The organism is Nonomuraea roseola, from assembly GCF_039535395.1.
GTDB classification, from domain to species: Bacteria; Actinomycetota; Actinomycetes; order Streptosporangiales; family Streptosporangiaceae; genus Nonomuraea; species Nonomuraea roseola.
Window position 1 is genome coordinate 2,524,895 of record NZ_BAAAXC010000015.1, and the last position, 14,176, is coordinate 2,539,070.

The window sequence follows — 14,176 nt, forward strand, 5'->3', positions numbered from 1 at the left end:
CCAGGGGTTTTCGTTTTGCTCGGGAGAGATAACCATGCCGGCTGTCGTTGTCTTGGGTGCCCAGTGGGGCGATGAGGGCAAGGGGAAGGCGACCGACCTGCTCGGCGGCGCCGTCGACTACGTCGTTCGCTACCAGGGCGGTAACAACGCGGGTCACACCATCGTGATCGGCGACCAGAAGTACGCCCTGCATCTGGTGCCCACGGGCATCCTGTCGCCTGACGTGGTCCCGGTGATCGGCAACGGCGTGGTGATCGACCCAGGTGTGCTGCTGTCGGAGCTCGACGCGCTGGCCGAGCGGGGCATCTCCGCCGAACGGCTGCTGATCTCGGCGAACGCGCACCTGATCATGCCCCACCACAAGGCGCTCGACAAGGTGACCGAGCGCTACCTCGGCAAGGCGAAGATCGGCACGACCGGGCGCGGCATCGGCCCCGCGTACGGCGACAAGATCTACCGCATGGGCATCAGGGTCCAGGACCTGCTCGACCCCGGCATCCTCGCGCAGAAGATCGAGGCCGTGCTCGGCGAGAAGAACCAGGTGCTGACGAAGGTCTACAACAGGCGCGGCATCGACGGGCAGAAGGTGCTCGAGGAGTACCTCGGCTACGCCGAGCGGCTCACGCCGCACATCGCCGACACCTCGCTGGTGCTGAAGAGGGCGCTGGACGACGACAAGTTCGTGCTGCTCGAGGGCGGTCAGGGCACGCTGCTCGACATCGACCACGGCACCTACCCGTTCGTCACCTCCTCCTCGCCGACCAGCGGAGGGGCGTGCGCGGGCGCGGGCATCCCGCCCAACCGCCTCACCGGCGTCATCGCCATCCTGAAGGCGTACACGACGCGCGTCGGCTCGGGCCCGTTCCCGACGGAGCTGACCGACGAGATGGGCGACTGGCTGCGCACGACCGGCGGCGAGTACGGCGTGACCACCGGCCGCAACCGCCGCTGCGGCTGGTTCGACGCGGTCATCGCGCGCTACGCCACCAGGATCAATGGCGTCACGGACTTCTTCCTGACCAAGCTGGACGTGCTGTCGGGCCTCGAGCGCATCCCCGTGTGCGTCGCCTACGACGTCGACGGCGTACGGCACGACGAGATCCCGATGACGCAGACCGACTTCCACCACGCGAAGCCGATCTACGAGGAGTTCCCCGGCTGGGAGGGCGACATCTCCAAGGCCAGGAGCTTCGAGGACCTGCCGACCAACGCCCAGGCGTACGTGCGGGCGCTGGAGGAGATGAGCGAGTCGCGCATCTCCGCGATCGGCGTCGGCCCCGGCCGCGACCAGACCATCCAGCTGCACTCCCTGGTCTGAGAAGCGCCTCTTGCGACGGCCGGTGCGCGGCATCGGCCGTCGTCGCGACTGCACGCCGCTAAACGGAAAGATCAGGACAAACGACTCCCGGCGTGGCACGCGCGTCACCGCCGCGCCATAGCGGTAAGGTCCCCGATGTGCATGTCGAAATTCACGGTCATCGGGGTGCGAGAGGGCTCTGGCCCGAGAACACCCTTCCCGGGTTGAGCCACGCCATGGAGATGGGCGTCCATGCGCTGGAGTTCGACGTCGCGCTCACCGCCGACCGGCGTCTCGTGCTCACGCACGACCTCACGGTCTCGGCCGTGACGAGCGCCGACACGCGGCCCGCGGCGGCGCAGGATCCGATGTTCCCCTACGTGGGCAAGCCCATCAACGCCCTCACCCTCGCCCAGCTGCGCACGCTGGACGTCGGAGTGCGGCTGCCGCGGCATCCCAACGATCCCTTCGCGCTCACGCAGAAGCCCATGCCCGAGACCCGCATGCCGACGCTCGGCGCGGTGCTCGGCCTGGTCAACGCCTACGACGCCGACTCGGTCAGGCTGCACGTCGAGCTGAAGTCGGATCCGACCAGGCCGGAGCTGACGCCCGATCCGCTGGAGTTCACCGAGGCCGTGGTGGCCGAGCTCGACAGGCACGGCAGGCTCGGCAACGCGGCGATCCTCAGCTTCGACTGGCGGATCATCGCTCACGCCGCCTCGCTCGCCCCCGGCGCCCAGCGCTTCGCTCTGATCGAGCTCGACACGTTGCACTGGCACGACGACCTGGGCGACGACATTCCCGCCGCGGCGCGGGCCGCGGGGGGCACCACGCTCTCGCCCGAACACGTGATGGTGGACGAGGCGCTGATGGCACAGGCAGCGGCGGCGGGCATGCCCGTCGCCGTGTGGACGGTGAACGACGCCGCCACGGCCGAGCGGATGCTCGACCTCGGAGTGGCGGGCGTCGTCACCGACTATCCCGACCTGATGAGAGAGCTGTGGGAGGAGCGCGACCTGGCGCTCCCCCTTCCCGTGGGACCGCTCAAGCCCGTCGGGGTCTGAGCGGTCCTGCGGTCAGCTCGTCATCTTGGTGACCTTGCCGTCCTTGGCGTCGACCCTGACCTCGTGCTTGGAGCCGTCGCTGCCCGTCACGTCGGCCTCCCAGATCACCTTGCCCTCGTGCCTGTCGAGGCTCAGCTCGGTGATCTTTCCCTCGGGCACCGAGCCGGCCACCTTCTCCGCTGCGTCCTCGTAGGTAAGCTCAGCGCCCTTGACCAGAGCCATGAGCCTGGCCTTGTCCCCCGCGTCGTCGTCCTCCGCCGTGGGGCCCGAGACCACGTCGCCTGACTTCGCGTCCACGTCCAGTTGCTGCTCGACGCCGTCGCTGCCGACGACATGGACCTCCCAGAGGCGCCCGTCGTCCTCAGACTCCATCGAGATGAGCGTGCCGCCCTCGACGGCCTCCGTCGCCGCCTTGCCGACCTTCTGCAGGTCCGCCGCGCCGGCACCGGGGCTCATGTCGCCGGGGCTCGGGTCACCGGGCGAGGGATCACCCGTCGGGTAACCCGTAGGGTCGCCCGGGGGCATCCCCGTCGGAGACGCGAGGCTGGCGATCTTGTCAGCCGCCGCCCTCGAGTCATCCCGTTGAGCGGTGAAGGTGCCGGACTGTGGGTCGCTGGCGCAGGCCGAGGCCGCGAGCAGCGCCGAACCGGCAAGAATCGTGCCGATGATGGTCTTGGTCCCTCTTCCCCCATACATACCGTGGACGCTGCCCGGAACGTCGTAAAGGCACGCCCGGTGGACCGGCAATACGGTCAAATGAGACCTAAAGCCACCCATTACGGCGAAAGCCGCGATAGAGGAACGTGCAGGCCGTGATCATGACGGCAAGCACGACGGGGTAGCCCCACACCTGCTTGGTCTCGGGCATGAAGTCGAAGTTCATCCCGTAGATCCCGGCGATCATCGTGGGCACGCTGATGATCGCCACCCACGAGGAGATCTTCCGCATGTCCTCGTTGGCGAGGGTGTTGGAGCGGGCGAGCGCGGCCTGCAGGATCGAGTTGGCCAGTTCGTTGGACGACTCGACCTGCTCGCACACCCTGGCCAGGTGGTCGCCGACGTCGCGGAAGTACTCGCGCATCTCGCTCGGGATGACGCGGCGCTGCGGGAGCGAGGCCATGGGCGGCTGCAGCGGCGTGACCGCGCGCTTCATCTCCAGCATCTCCCGCTTGAGCTGGTAGATGCGATTGATGTCGCGGGAGCTGACGTCGGCGAAGACCGTGGCCTCGACCTCTTCGAGCTCGAGCTGCATGAGGTCGGCGACCTGCAGGTAGCGGTCGACGACGTGGTCGGAGATCGCGTGCAGCACGCCCGTGGGCCCGCGGTTCATCAGCTTGGGCTTGTCCTCGAGCTTCTCGCGGACCTCGGTGAGCGGGCAGTGCCTGCCGTGCCGTACGGTCACCACGAAGTCGGTGCCGAGGAAGACCATGATCTCGCCGGTGGCGATGATCTCACTGGTGGCGGTCAGCTCGTTGTGGTCGAGGTAGGCGACGGTCTTCAGGACCATGAACAGGGAGTCGCCGTAACGCTCGATCTTGGGCCGCTGATGGGCCTTGACCGCGTCCTCCACCGACAGCGGGTGCAGGCCGAACACCTCGGCCAGCCACTCGACCTCGGGCGCCTCGGGCTCGTGCAGCCCGACCCAGACGAAGGCCTTGGCGCCGTCGTGGGCGACGTTGTGGGCGCGCACCAGCTCGAGTGACTCGACGATGCCTTCGGAGCAGATCTTCTTGCCGTTGATGTAGGCGCCGTACTCGACGATGGAGTCGACGGGCGGCACGCAGCTCTCACGCACGGGTGAGGCCAGCTGGCGTGCGGCGTGCACGGGAACAGGGTGACGGTTGATGCGACGGAAGATCGTGGACGAGCGCATGGCAGTCCCTTTCCGCCCGACCTGGCACGGTCCACGCAGGACGAAAGATCACCTCAATCTAGAGATGCGTGGATGCACGATCAGGCTGCCGAATTGGAGTGGTCGGGGGTGCGCACAATGATCGTGCGCGAGCACGTACTGCTGGGATCACCAGGTTTCATCCCGGACCACCTCCAATCACACGAGACGCCGCAAAGCCGACCCAACTTATCACAGGCCGAGGAACCCCCCACAGGCTACTCGCCGGTGGATCTGGCGATCACGTAGAACTGCACAAACTTTCCACCCCCTTCCCGCACATCGGCTTCTCGCACTCCGCACGCGGGTGAAAACGCAAACCAGTGAACTGGGAGAATGGGCGCGTGCGCGTTCTAGTGATTGGATCCGGCGGGCGGGAACACGCCCTGTGCCGCTCGCTCAAACTCGACCCCCAGGTTTCCGAGCTCCACTGTGCGCCCGGCAACGCCGGCATCGCGGAGATCGCGACCCTCCACGACATCTCACCCACCGACCCCGCGCGGGTCGCCGAGCTGGCCGAGAGCCTGCGGGCCGACCTGGTCGTCGTCGGCCCCGAGGCGCCGCTCGTGGCGGGGGTGGCCGACGCGGTGCGCGCCAAGGGCATCCCCTGCTTCGGCCCTGGCGGGCGCGCGGCGATGATCGAGGGCTCCAAGGCCTTCGCCAAGGACGTCATGAACGCCGCGGGCGTTCCCACGGCGAGGTCGCGCACCTGCTCCACGCGCGAGGAGGCGGAGGCGGCGCTCGGGGAGTTCGGCGCCCCCTACGTGGTCAAGGACGACGGGCTGGCCGCGGGCAAGGGCGTGGTCGTCACCGACGACCTCGGCCAGGCGCTCGACCACGCCCAGGCGTGCGAGCGGGTGGTGATCGAGGAGTTCCTCGACGGCCCCGAGGTGTCGCTGTTCGCGCTGTGCGACGGGTCGACCGCCGTGGCGCTGCAGCCCGCCCAGGACTTCAAGCGCGCCTACGACGGCGACGAGGGGCCCAACACCGGCGGCATGGGCGCCTACACGCCGCTCCCGTGGGCGCCGAAGGAGCTGTCGGAGCAGGTGATGCGCGAGGTCGTGCACCCGACGGTTGCCGAGTTGGCCGGGCGCGGCCTGCCGTACAACGGGGTGCTGTACGTCGGTCTCGCGCTGACGTCGAAGGGGCCGAAGGTCATCGAGTTCAACGCCAGGTTCGGCGACCCCGAGACGCAGGTGGTGCTCGACAGGCTCGAGACGCCGCTGGCGGGGCTGCTGCTGGCGTGCGCGACGGGCGAGCTGGCCGACCAGCCTCCGCTGTCCTACCGCGAGGGCTCCGCCGTGGCGGTGGTGATCGCGGCGGAGAACTACCCCGCAGACCCCGTCAAGGGCGACGTGATCTCCGGGCTTGAGCCGACGGAGCACGCCTACGTGCTCCACGCGGGCACCTCCCTCGACGACGGCAGGATCGTCTCCTCGGGCGGGCGCGTGCTCGCGGTCGTCGGCTCCGGCCCCGACCAGGAGAGCGCCAGGACCCACGCCTACGAGCTCGTGGACAGGATCGAGCTGCGCGGCTCGCACCACAGGACGGACATCGCCCGATGAAGCACGTGCACTCCGGCAAGGTTCGCGACCTCTACGAGACCGACGAGGGCCTCCTGCTGATGGTCGCCTCCGACCGCATCTCGGCCTTCGACCACGTGCTCGAACCGGAGATCCCCGACAAGGGCGCGATCCTCACGCAGCTCTCGCTGTGGTGGTTCGACCAGCTCAGCGACATCGTCCCCCACCACCTGGCGGGCGCCGCGCCCGACGCGCGCAGCATGGTGTGCAAGCCGCTGACGATGGTGCCGGTGGAGTGCGTGGCGCGCGGGTACCTCGCGGGCTCGGGTTTGGCCGACTACCGCCGCGACGGCGCCGTCTCCGGCGTACGGCTGCCGCAGGGCCTGCAGGACGGCTCGCGCCTGCCCGAGCCCGTCTTCACCCCCTCCACGAAGGCCCCCATCGGCGAGCACGACGAGCCGATCTCCTTCGACCAGGTGGTCGCCGAGGTGGGCCAGGAGACGGCCGAGGAACTGCGCAGGATCACCCTCGCCGTCTACACGCGAGGCGCCGAGATCGCCCACGAGCGCGGCATCATCCTCGCCGACACCAAGATCGAGCTCGGTTGGGATTCCAACGGAGTTCTGACCCTCGGAGACGAGGCCCTCACCCCCGACTCCTCCCGTTTCTGGCCACTCGATCAATGGGAGCCGGGGCACGCGCAACCCTCATTCGACAAGCAATATGTCCGCGACTGGCTTACTTCGCCGGAATCCGGATGGGACAAATCATCCGGAGAGGCTCCTCCTCGCCTTCCCGACGAGGTGGTCGAGCGCACCAGGCAGCGCTACGTCGAGGCATACGAGCGCCTCACAGGACACTCCTTTACCGGGTAGTCACGGGGCGAATCGGCCGGCTCAGCCGTTCACAGCGGCTACTGTGGGCGCGTCCCGAACACATTCTTCCAAGGAGAGCAGAAGCGAATGGTCCGTTACCGCGTGCGCGGTGGCAACGCACTGCGTGGAACCGCGTTCATCCAGGGCGCGAAGAACGCCGTGCTGCCCATGATCGGGGCCGCCCTGCTCGCGGCCAAGGGCCGTACGGTCCTGCGCAACGTCCCCATCATCGAGGACGTCCGCCGCGCGGTCGAACTCGCGCAGGCCATCGGCGCGCATGTGGAGCTGCACGAGGCCGAACGCACGCTGGTGATCGACGCCTCCAGGCTGACCAGCCCCGTGCTGCCCGCCGAGATCGCCAGGCGCTTCCGCGGCTCGGTGCTGTTCACGCCCGCCCTGCTCCACCGGCTGGGCGAGGCCGTGGTCGAGGGAGTCGGCGGCTGCAATCTCGGCAGCCGCAACCTCGATTTCCACTACCTCGGCTACAAGCGCCTCGGCGCGATCGTGGACGAGAGCGAGACCGTCATCCACGTCAAGTCGTCCGGCCTGACCGGCGCGACGCTGTACCTCGACACCCCGAGCCACACCGGCACCGAGAACCTCATCATGGCCGCGTCCCTGGCCAGCGGCATCACCGTGATCGAGAACGCGGCGCTGGAGCCCGAGGTCCTCGACGTGATCGACATGCTCACCAAGATGGGCGCGAAGATCCGCGGCGGCGGCACCGGCTTCATCACCGTCGAGGGCGTCACCGAGCTGCACGCCGTCGAGCACACCGTGATGCCCGACAGGCTCGACGCGGGCGTGTTCGCCATGGCGGCGGCCATCACCGGAGGCGAGCTCAGCCTCGTCGGCACCGGCCTCGACCTGGGCGTCGTGCGCTACAAGCTGGAGCAGATGGGCGTCGAGTTCCGCACGCAGGGCGCGGTGCTCAACGTCCGCTGCCACAACAGCCCGCTCAAGCCGATCAACGTCATCACCGACACCTACCCCGGGTTCGCGACCGACCTGCAGTCGCCGATGATGACCGTGGCCTGCTTCGCCGACGGCATCAGCTACATCCACGAGCGCATCTTCGACGGCCGTTTCGCACTCGCGGGCGAGCTCAACAAGATGGGCGCCGATGTGCGGGTGAAGGACAACGCGGCCACCGTCCACGGCCACACCCCGCTCGTCGGCACCAGGGTGACGGCGCACGACCTCCGCTCCGGAATCGCTCTCGTTCTGGCGGGGCTCGCCGCCGAAGGCGAGACCGTCATCGAGTCCGGCTATCTCATCGACCGCGGCCATGCGCATCTGGCCGAACGAATGCGGGCGTTGGGCGCGGATATTATTCGCGAGGTTTCGTAGCGCTGACCTGGTTAAACTCTTTCCAGGACGACTTTCTGGAAAATTTGGGCGTGACATTATGGCCCTCGCGAGCGATCGTTCCAAAAGAGAGCACTGCAATGGACGGCAGGATGGGACGAACATTGGTCGAGCGGACCGAAGAGCCTCCCCGAGTGTCACGCCCGGGCGCTATGACACCGGACCTCACGATCGGCGTGGTCGGACCTCACGATTTGGTCGAACGCGTCATGTTGATGGGCCACGCCGCGGCGCCCCTGCCCTGCCGCCTCGTCGCCGCCGCCTACCGCGACGAGCAGGAGGCGGCGGACAAGGTCACGAGGCTTGGGCCAGGGGTTGACGCATGCCTTTTCGCCAGCCCTGTCCCCTACGATCTGGCGAGGCGTTCCGGCGTTCTGACGATGCCGGCGACGTACGTCCAGCTCGGCGGGGCGGCATTGATCGCGGCGCTGGCCAAGGCGGCCATCGACCCGAGGCTCGACCCCCAGCGGGTGAGCATCGACGTGGTCGCCCGCGCCGACGTCGAGGAGGCATACACCGATCTGGGGATACCCGCCACCGACGTGCACAGCCGCGACGAGCCGGGCGCGACCGGCACGATCGCGGCCTACCACGAACGGCTGGCGAGACAGGGGGCGACCACGGGGGCACTCACGTGCCTGCCCGCGGTCGCCGACCGGCTGCAGACGGCGGGGGTCCCCGTCGTCAGGATCAGGCCGACCTCGGCCGCCGTGCGGACCGCGCTGCATACCGCGGCGCTGCTCGGCGCCCACCACAGGCTTGAGGAGTCGCAGCTGACCGTGGTGCTGGTGGAGGTGCCGACGCTGCGCGAACCCGTGCGCAGGGCCGCGCCCCGCTACTGGCGCGACGAGCTGCGCCTGTCACTGCACCGCCTGCTGGTCCAGGAGGCCAACAGGATCAACGCCACGGTCTGGCCCATCGACGACCACAGCTACCTGGTCACCGCCACCCGCGGCTCGATCGCCTCGGCGACGGACGGCTTCAGGGTGCTGCCCTTCGCCGCCAGGATCCGCGACGAGCTGGGGCTGGCGGTCGAGGTGGGCGTGGGCATGGGCCGTACCACCCATGACGCCGAATCCCACGCGCGCGCCGCGCTGGCCCGCTCGCAGGCGGGCAAGCAGGCGCAGGGGTTCGCGGTCGACCGCGAGGGGCGGGCGCTGATCCCAGCGCCCAGGATGCCGCCTCAGGGGTCGACGCCGCTCAAGCCGAAGGGCATCGAGGTGCTCGCGAGGCTGGCGGCGAAGCTGGAAGGCGGCGACACGGTCGTCGACGCCGAGGGCGCGGGGAAGATGCTCGGGGTCACCCCGCGCACCGCTCGGCGGTTGCTGCGCACGCTGGTTGACGAGGGACTCGCGTGGCCGCTTCCGCCGAACCGCACGCCCCAGCCCGGCCGTCCACGACAGCTCTACCGGTTGATCGTGGAGAAGCTGGGGTCCAGGTGATCCGGTCCGTCGCCCCCCTTCCCCTTTTCAGGGGCGGCGGACCCCCTTCGGTACGGGCTCCCGCGAGGATGGACGTATGAGCATCCGCAGGGTAGTGCCCGACATCAGCAGTGAGGCGATCGACGACAGCCGCGCGTTCTACGGCCTGCTCGGCTTCGAGGAGGTCATGAACCTCGGCTGGGTGGTGACCATGGCCGCGCCGGACAACCCGACGGCGCAGGTGACGCTCATCGGCCCCGACGCCTCCGCGGCCGTCCAGCCCGACTTCAGCGTCGAGGTGTCCGACGTGGACGCGGTGTACGCGGCCGTGGTGGCGACCGGGGCCGAGATCGTCCACCCGCTCACCGACGAGGCATGGGGCGTGCGCCGCTTCTTCGTCCGCGACCCGAACGGGCGGGTCGTCAACGTGCTGACCCACCGCTGACCCCCGAGAACCGGGTGCGGCTAAGGTAAGCACCTATGGGACAAAACGCCACTGACAAACGGCTCCTCGTCTGGATAGCGCTGGGGATCGTCTACGTGGTGTGGGGGTCGACGTATCTCGGCATCGCCGTCGCCGTCGAGACGATTCCGCCGATGTACAGCGGCGCCATGCGCTTCGTGGCCGCAGGGGTGCTGCTGGGCGCCTTCCTGGTGGCCAGGAGGGGCACGGCGGTGTTCAGGATGACGCGCAGGGAGTTCGTCGGGGCGGCCGTCGCCGGCCTGCTGCTGCTGACCTTCGGCAACGGGCTTCTGGCGGTCGCCGAGCAGCACATCTCGACCGGCCTCGCCGCGCTGCTCGTCGCCTCCGTGCCGCTCTGGCTGGTGGTGTTCAGGTTCGCGGTCAGGGACAGGCCCAAGGTCCTCACCCTCGCCGGGGTGCTGGTGGGGCTCGGTGGCGTCGCGGCGCTGTCCCTGACGGGCGGCGGCGGCGCGAACTCGACCACCGGCATCATCGTGGTCCTGTTCGGGTCGCTGTCGTGGGCCGTGGGGTCGTTCCTTTCAAGCCGCGTGTCGATGCCGTCCAACCCGTTCGCCGCCAGCACCGTGGAGATGCTGGTCGGCGGCGTGGGCCTTCTGCTGCTCGGCACGGCGACAGGCGAGCACCTGGACCTCGCGCAGATCTCGGGGCGCTCGTGGGTGGGCCTGGTCTACCTGATCCTGGTGGGCTCCCTGGTGGGGTTCACCTCGTTCGTGTGGCTGCTGGGCAACGCGCCCATCTCGCTGGTGTCCACCTACGCGTACGTGAACCCCGCGGTGGCCGTGGCGCTGGGCGCGCTCGTGCTGAGCGAGCCGGTGACCCCGCGGATCCTCATCGGCGGGCTGGTCATCCTGGTCGGCGTGGCGCTGGTGATCTCAACCGAGCGGAAGGGTCCGCAACGCGTCAGCGAAGACCTCGACGGTGGCGGCGACGTCCGCCTCGGTGTGGGCCGTGGACAGGAACCATAGGCCGCGCGGCACCATGTTGACGCCGCGCTCGAGCAGCGCTGCGTGCAGGAGCGCCATCCTGGCCCTGTCGGTGCGGGCGAAGTCGCGGTAGTTCCTGACCGACTCCTCCTCGGTGAAGTACGTCTGGAAGACCGGCCCTGGGCCGTCCACCAGCAAGGGGACGCCCGCCTTCGCCGCGGCCTCCCTCAGGCCCTCCATGAGCGCCCTGCCACGGGCGTACAGGGTGCCGTAGACCTCCTCCCGCTGCTCGTCGAGGATGCGCAGGGTGGCCTCCGCCGCGGCGATGCCGACGGGCTGGGAGTTGAACGTGCCCGCGTGCGCGACCTTGCCGGTGGAGATGGTGTCCATCACCTCGGCGCGTCCCGCGAGGGCCGAGACCTGCATGCCGCCGGCCATGGCCTTGCCGAAGATCGACAGGTCGGGGTGGACGCCGAGGTACTCCTGCGCGCCTCCAGGGGCCAGGCGGAAGCCGGTGATGATCTCGTCGAAGATCAGCAGGCTGCCGTTCCTGTCGCACAACTCCCGTACGGCCCGCAGATAGCCAGGATCGGGCTCGATGGCGCCGGTGTTGCACAGCACGGGCTCCATGACCACGGCGGCGACCTGGTCGTCCATGAGACGGGCGAGCGCCTCCAGGTCGTTCCACGGGGCCACGACCAGGTCGGCGGCGGGCGGCTGGCCGGCGGTGCCCGGGACGGCGAGCGGCGCGTCTGCCGGGCCCGCCGCCTCCAGCGAGGGATGGACGCTGTAGAGGACGGGGTCGAGCCAGCCGTGGTAGTGGCCCTCGAACTTGAGGATCTTCGGCCGCCCCGTGTGCCCCCTGGCCAGCCGCCAGGCGGCGTGCGCGGCCTCCGAGCCCACGGTGTTGAAGCGGACCCGCTCGGCCGAGGGCACCATCGAGCACAGGCGTTCGGCCACGCGCGCCTCGGCGGCGTGCTGGGCGGAGTAGACGATGCCGCGCGAGACCTGCGCGGTGACGGCCTCGACGACGGCGGGCGGGCAGTGGCCGAGCAGCGCGGGCCCCTGGCCCAGGACGTAGTCGAGGTAGACGTTGCCGTCCACGTCCCACAGGCGCGATCCCGCGGCCCTGTCGACGTAGAGGGGCACGCCTGCGGTACGGCGGGCGTCGCTGGAGACGCCGCCCGCGATGAAGCGCTGGGCGGTGGCGTAGAGGTCGCGGCTGACGTCCAGAGAGCGGGTCATGGCGACCATCAAAGGGCCGCCTGTCTCCCGGGGACAAGCAGGAGGGCAAGAAGTGGGTCGTCAGCGCAAATTTCGGTGCTTGTGGCTCCTCGCGCCCGCTGGTGGGCTTGCTGGCATGTTCCTTGGACGCATCCGGCGCACCCCCTCCGCCCCCGTCGAACTGGTCGCCCTGCGCGACGGCGGGCTGGTCAGCCTGGCCGATCTCGGCACCGACGACCCCGTGGCCCTGCTGAACTCCCACGGCCTGTCCCGTCTGAGCGAGGAGGTCGCCGCGCGCAGGCCCGTGCTCGACGAGGCGGCCGTCGTCTTCGAGCCGCCCGTGGCCACCTGCACGAAGATCTGCTGCCTGGCGCTGAACTACGTCGCGCACGCCGAGGAGAGCGGCATGGAGGTGCCGCCCGAGCCCGTCCTGTTCTTCAAGCCGCCGTCCGCGCTGACCGGGCACAACCGGCCGGTCATCGCCCCCGCGCGGACCAGCCACCTGGAGCACGAGGTGGAGCTGGCCGTCGTCATCGGCAAGGTCACCAGGGACCTGCCCGCCGAGCGGTGGAGGGAGGCGGTCGCCGGATACACCGTCGTCAACGACATGACGGCGCGCGACCTGCAACTGGTCAACATCGGGCGCAACGTGCCGTGGGACCAGTCCAAGGGGTTCGACACCTTCGCCCCGGCGGGGCCGTACCTGGCCACCGTGGACGAGGTGCCCGATCCGCAGGCGCTGGAGCTGACGCTGGAGGTGGACGGCGAGGTCAGGCAGCGGGCCAACACCAAGCAGATGGTGTTCGGCATTCCGCGGCTCATCGCCGACCTGTCCGACGGGATGACGCTGATGCCGGGCGACCTCATCGCCACGGGGACCATCGCGGGGATCGCTCCGCTCAAGGACGGCGACACCATGCGGGCGACGGTCGAAGGAATCGGCACGCTCGTGAATACGGTCAAATTTCGGTCCGCCTAAAGTGGAGGCATGAGCTATGCCGTCGCCGCGCTGGTGGACATCGATGACTTCGTCGCCTCCTCGCAGGTCCAGGGGCAGGTGTGGGCTCGCCGCCAGCTCCGAAGAGCCGACCGCGCGGTGCACGCCGCGGCCTTCGGCCGTCCCGGTGTGACCTGCAGGCCGCAGCCGCCCGAGGAGTGGCTGGTGATGCTGACCGGGGCCGATCCCGAGGCGCTGATGTCGGAGGCGACGGCGCTGGCCGAGGAGGTGCGGGCCAGGATCGTCAGGGAGACGGCATGGACCGCCACGGTCAGCCTCGGCGTCCCCCGTCTCGGCCACGAGGAGGCGCAGAGAGAGGCGGAGAGGGAGGCGCGCCTGGCCAACGACTACAAGCTCGTGCTCGGCGGCGACAGGGTGATCTCTTCGGAGGCTTCCGCGGCGCGGGGCGCGCTGTCACCTCCTGTGCGGATCGAGGAGGAGCTGACCAGGCGGGTGCGGGCCGGTGACCGCAACGGCGCGGCGGGGCTGCTGGCCGGCTGGGTGGACAGGTGCGCGAGCGAGCGCGACGTCGATCCTGCGACGCTGCGCAACTGGCTCGTCGGTGAGCTTCTGTTCGTCGTGGACGTGGTCAACCGCTCGCGGCTGCCGGACGGGTCGACCGACTGGGTGGAGGCCTGCGCCCGGCTGCCGATCGAGGACATCGTGACGGTGGGCGACATCCACGAACGCTCCTACCTGCACATCTGGCTGAGGGAGACGCTGGGACGGCTGATGCCGCCCCCCGCGCGCACCGACATCCTGGCACTGGCGGAGACGTATCTGGCCGAGCACTACACCGATCCGGGGCTTCGGCTGTCGACCGTGGCCGAGGCGGTGTGCGCGAGCCCGTTCTACATCTCGCACCTGTTCGCCGAGGAGCGGCGGACGACCTTCCTGCGGCACCTGACAGGGCTGCGGCTGCGCCACGCCCGCCGGCTGCTCACCACCACGGCGCTGCCCGTGGACGTGATCGCCGCGCGCACCGGGTACCCCAGCGCGAAGGCGCTGCGCGGCGCGTTCAGGCGGCACGTCGGCTGCTCCCCCACCGAGTACCGAAGGGCCGGGCTGCGGCCCTGACCGTGACCACCTCACCTCATCAGGACCACCTC

The 14,176-nt window shown here is 69.5% G+C and carries 13 protein-coding genes; 10 read left to right on the top strand and 3 right to left on the bottom strand.

Translation table 11 applies throughout. The features are described from left to right. Positions 1 to 34 precede the first annotated feature (34 nt). Both ABFX55_RS35175 and ABFX55_RS35180 read left to right on the top strand, forming a co-directional pair. Positions 35 to 1,318, top strand: coding sequence for an adenylosuccinate synthase (locus tag ABFX55_RS35175; protein WP_346127087.1), 1,284 nt, complete (start codon positions 35 to 37; stop codon positions 1,316 to 1,318). Positions 1,319 to 1,455: 137 nt separating this feature from the next. Further along, positions 1,456 to 2,361 (top strand): glycerophosphodiester phosphodiesterase family protein, encoded by a 906-nt coding sequence (locus tag ABFX55_RS35180; protein WP_346127089.1) that lies wholly within the window; start codon positions 1,456 to 1,458, stop codon positions 2,359 to 2,361. 12 nt (positions 2,362 to 2,373) lie between these two features. Here the strand turns inward: ABFX55_RS35180 and ABFX55_RS35185 are convergent, their stop codons facing one another. After that, positions 2,374 to 2,817: a PepSY domain-containing protein gene (locus ABFX55_RS35185; protein WP_346127090.1), complete on the bottom strand. Its 444-nt coding sequence runs from the start codon at positions 2,815 to 2,817 to the stop codon at positions 2,374 to 2,376. 307 nt (positions 2,818 to 3,124) lie between these two features. Further along, the gene (corA, locus tag ABFX55_RS35190) at positions 3,125 to 4,186 is read right to left on the bottom strand and encodes a magnesium/cobalt transporter CorA (protein WP_346127092.1); all 1,062 of its coding nucleotides are present in this window, start codon (positions 4,184 to 4,186) and stop codon (positions 3,125 to 3,127) included. Between the two features lie 410 nt (positions 4,187 to 4,596). Between corA and purD the strand changes: the two genes are divergently transcribed. From purD to ABFX55_RS35220, 6 genes are all read left to right on the top strand, one after another. Then, positions 4,597 to 5,817: a phosphoribosylamine--glycine ligase gene (gene purD / locus ABFX55_RS35195; protein WP_346127094.1), complete on the top strand. Its 1,221-nt coding sequence runs from the start codon at positions 4,597 to 4,599 to the stop codon at positions 5,815 to 5,817. Then, positions 5,814 to 6,650, top strand: a complete 837-nt coding sequence (locus ABFX55_RS35200; RefSeq protein ID WP_346127096.1) for a phosphoribosylaminoimidazolesuccinocarboxamide synthase — start codon at positions 5,814 to 5,816, stop codon at positions 6,648 to 6,650. Before purD ends, ABFX55_RS35200 begins: the two co-directional genes overlap by 4 nt. Positions 6,651 to 6,737: 87 nt before the next feature. After that, positions 6,738 to 8,000: a UDP-N-acetylglucosamine 1-carboxyvinyltransferase gene (murA, locus tag ABFX55_RS35205; protein WP_346127097.1), complete on the top strand. Its 1,263-nt coding sequence runs from the start codon at positions 6,738 to 6,740 to the stop codon at positions 7,998 to 8,000. Between the two features lie 170 nt (positions 8,001 to 8,170). After that, positions 8,171 to 9,460 carry a transcriptional regulator gene (locus ABFX55_RS35210; RefSeq protein ID WP_183652498.1) on the top strand — a complete coding sequence of 430 codons (1,290 nt, stop codon included), beginning with the start codon at positions 8,171 to 8,173 and terminating at the stop codon, positions 9,458 to 9,460. A 76-nt stretch (positions 9,461 to 9,536) separates the two neighbouring features. Continuing rightward, complete coding sequence (locus ABFX55_RS35215) at positions 9,537 to 9,884, top strand: VOC family protein (protein WP_346127098.1); 348 nt, start codon at positions 9,537 to 9,539, stop codon at positions 9,882 to 9,884. Between the two features lie 35 nt (positions 9,885 to 9,919). Continuing rightward, a complete protein-coding gene (locus tag ABFX55_RS35220) occupies positions 9,920 to 10,888 on the top strand; it encodes an EamA family transporter (RefSeq protein WP_346127100.1) in 969 nt (322 codons plus the stop codon). Here the strand turns inward: ABFX55_RS35220 and ABFX55_RS35225 are convergent. After that, positions 10,796 to 12,091 (bottom strand): aspartate aminotransferase family protein, encoded by a 1,296-nt coding sequence (locus tag ABFX55_RS35225; RefSeq protein ID WP_346127102.1) that lies wholly within the window; start codon positions 12,089 to 12,091, stop codon positions 10,796 to 10,798. The genes ABFX55_RS35220 and ABFX55_RS35225 overlap by 93 nt on opposite strands. A 115-nt stretch (positions 12,092 to 12,206) precedes the next feature. On the opposite strand from ABFX55_RS35225, the gene ABFX55_RS35230 reads away from it, so the two are divergent. Both ABFX55_RS35230 and ABFX55_RS35235 read left to right on the top strand, forming a co-directional pair. Next, a complete protein-coding gene (locus ABFX55_RS35230; RefSeq protein WP_346127103.1) occupies positions 12,207 to 13,049 on the top strand; it encodes a fumarylacetoacetate hydrolase family protein in 843 nt (280 codons plus the stop codon). A 9-nt stretch (positions 13,050 to 13,058) separates the two neighbouring features. After that, entirely contained in the window at positions 13,059 to 14,144 is a 1,086-nt protein-coding gene (locus ABFX55_RS35235; RefSeq protein ID WP_346127105.1) for a helix-turn-helix domain-containing protein, read from the top strand. The last annotated feature ends 32 nt before the right edge of the window (positions 14,145 to 14,176 follow it).

Bases quoted from the DNA above. Each gene is read 5' to 3' on its own strand.
- ABFX55_RS35225 (WP_346127102.1), bottom strand. From the start codon at position 12,091: ATGACCCGCTCTCTGGACGTCAGCCGCGACCTCTACGCCACCGCCCAG.
- ABFX55_RS35235 (WP_346127105.1), top strand. From the start codon at position 13,059: ATGAGCTATGCCGTCGCCGCGCTGGTGGACATCGATGACTTCGTCGCC.
- murA (WP_346127097.1), top strand. From the start codon at position 6,738: ATGGTCCGTTACCGCGTGCGCGGTGGCAACGCACTGCGTGGAACCGCG.
- ABFX55_RS35230 (WP_346127103.1), top strand. From the start codon at position 12,207: ATGTTCCTTGGACGCATCCGGCGCACCCCCTCCGCCCCCGTCGAACTG.
- ABFX55_RS35210 (WP_183652498.1), top strand. From the start codon at position 8,171: ATGACACCGGACCTCACGATCGGCGTGGTCGGACCTCACGATTTGGTC.
- ABFX55_RS35215 (WP_346127098.1), top strand. From the start codon at position 9,537: ATGAGCATCCGCAGGGTAGTGCCCGACATCAGCAGTGAGGCGATCGAC.
- ABFX55_RS35185 (WP_346127090.1), bottom strand. From the start codon at position 2,817: ATGAGCCCCGGTGCCGGCGCGGCGGACCTGCAGAAGGTCGGCAAGGCG.
- ABFX55_RS35200 (WP_346127096.1), top strand. From the start codon at position 5,814: ATGAAGCACGTGCACTCCGGCAAGGTTCGCGACCTCTACGAGACCGAC.
- ABFX55_RS35175 (WP_346127087.1), top strand. From the start codon at position 35: ATGCCGGCTGTCGTTGTCTTGGGTGCCCAGTGGGGCGATGAGGGCAAG.
- ABFX55_RS35220 (WP_346127100.1), top strand. From the start codon at position 9,920: ATGGGACAAAACGCCACTGACAAACGGCTCCTCGTCTGGATAGCGCTG.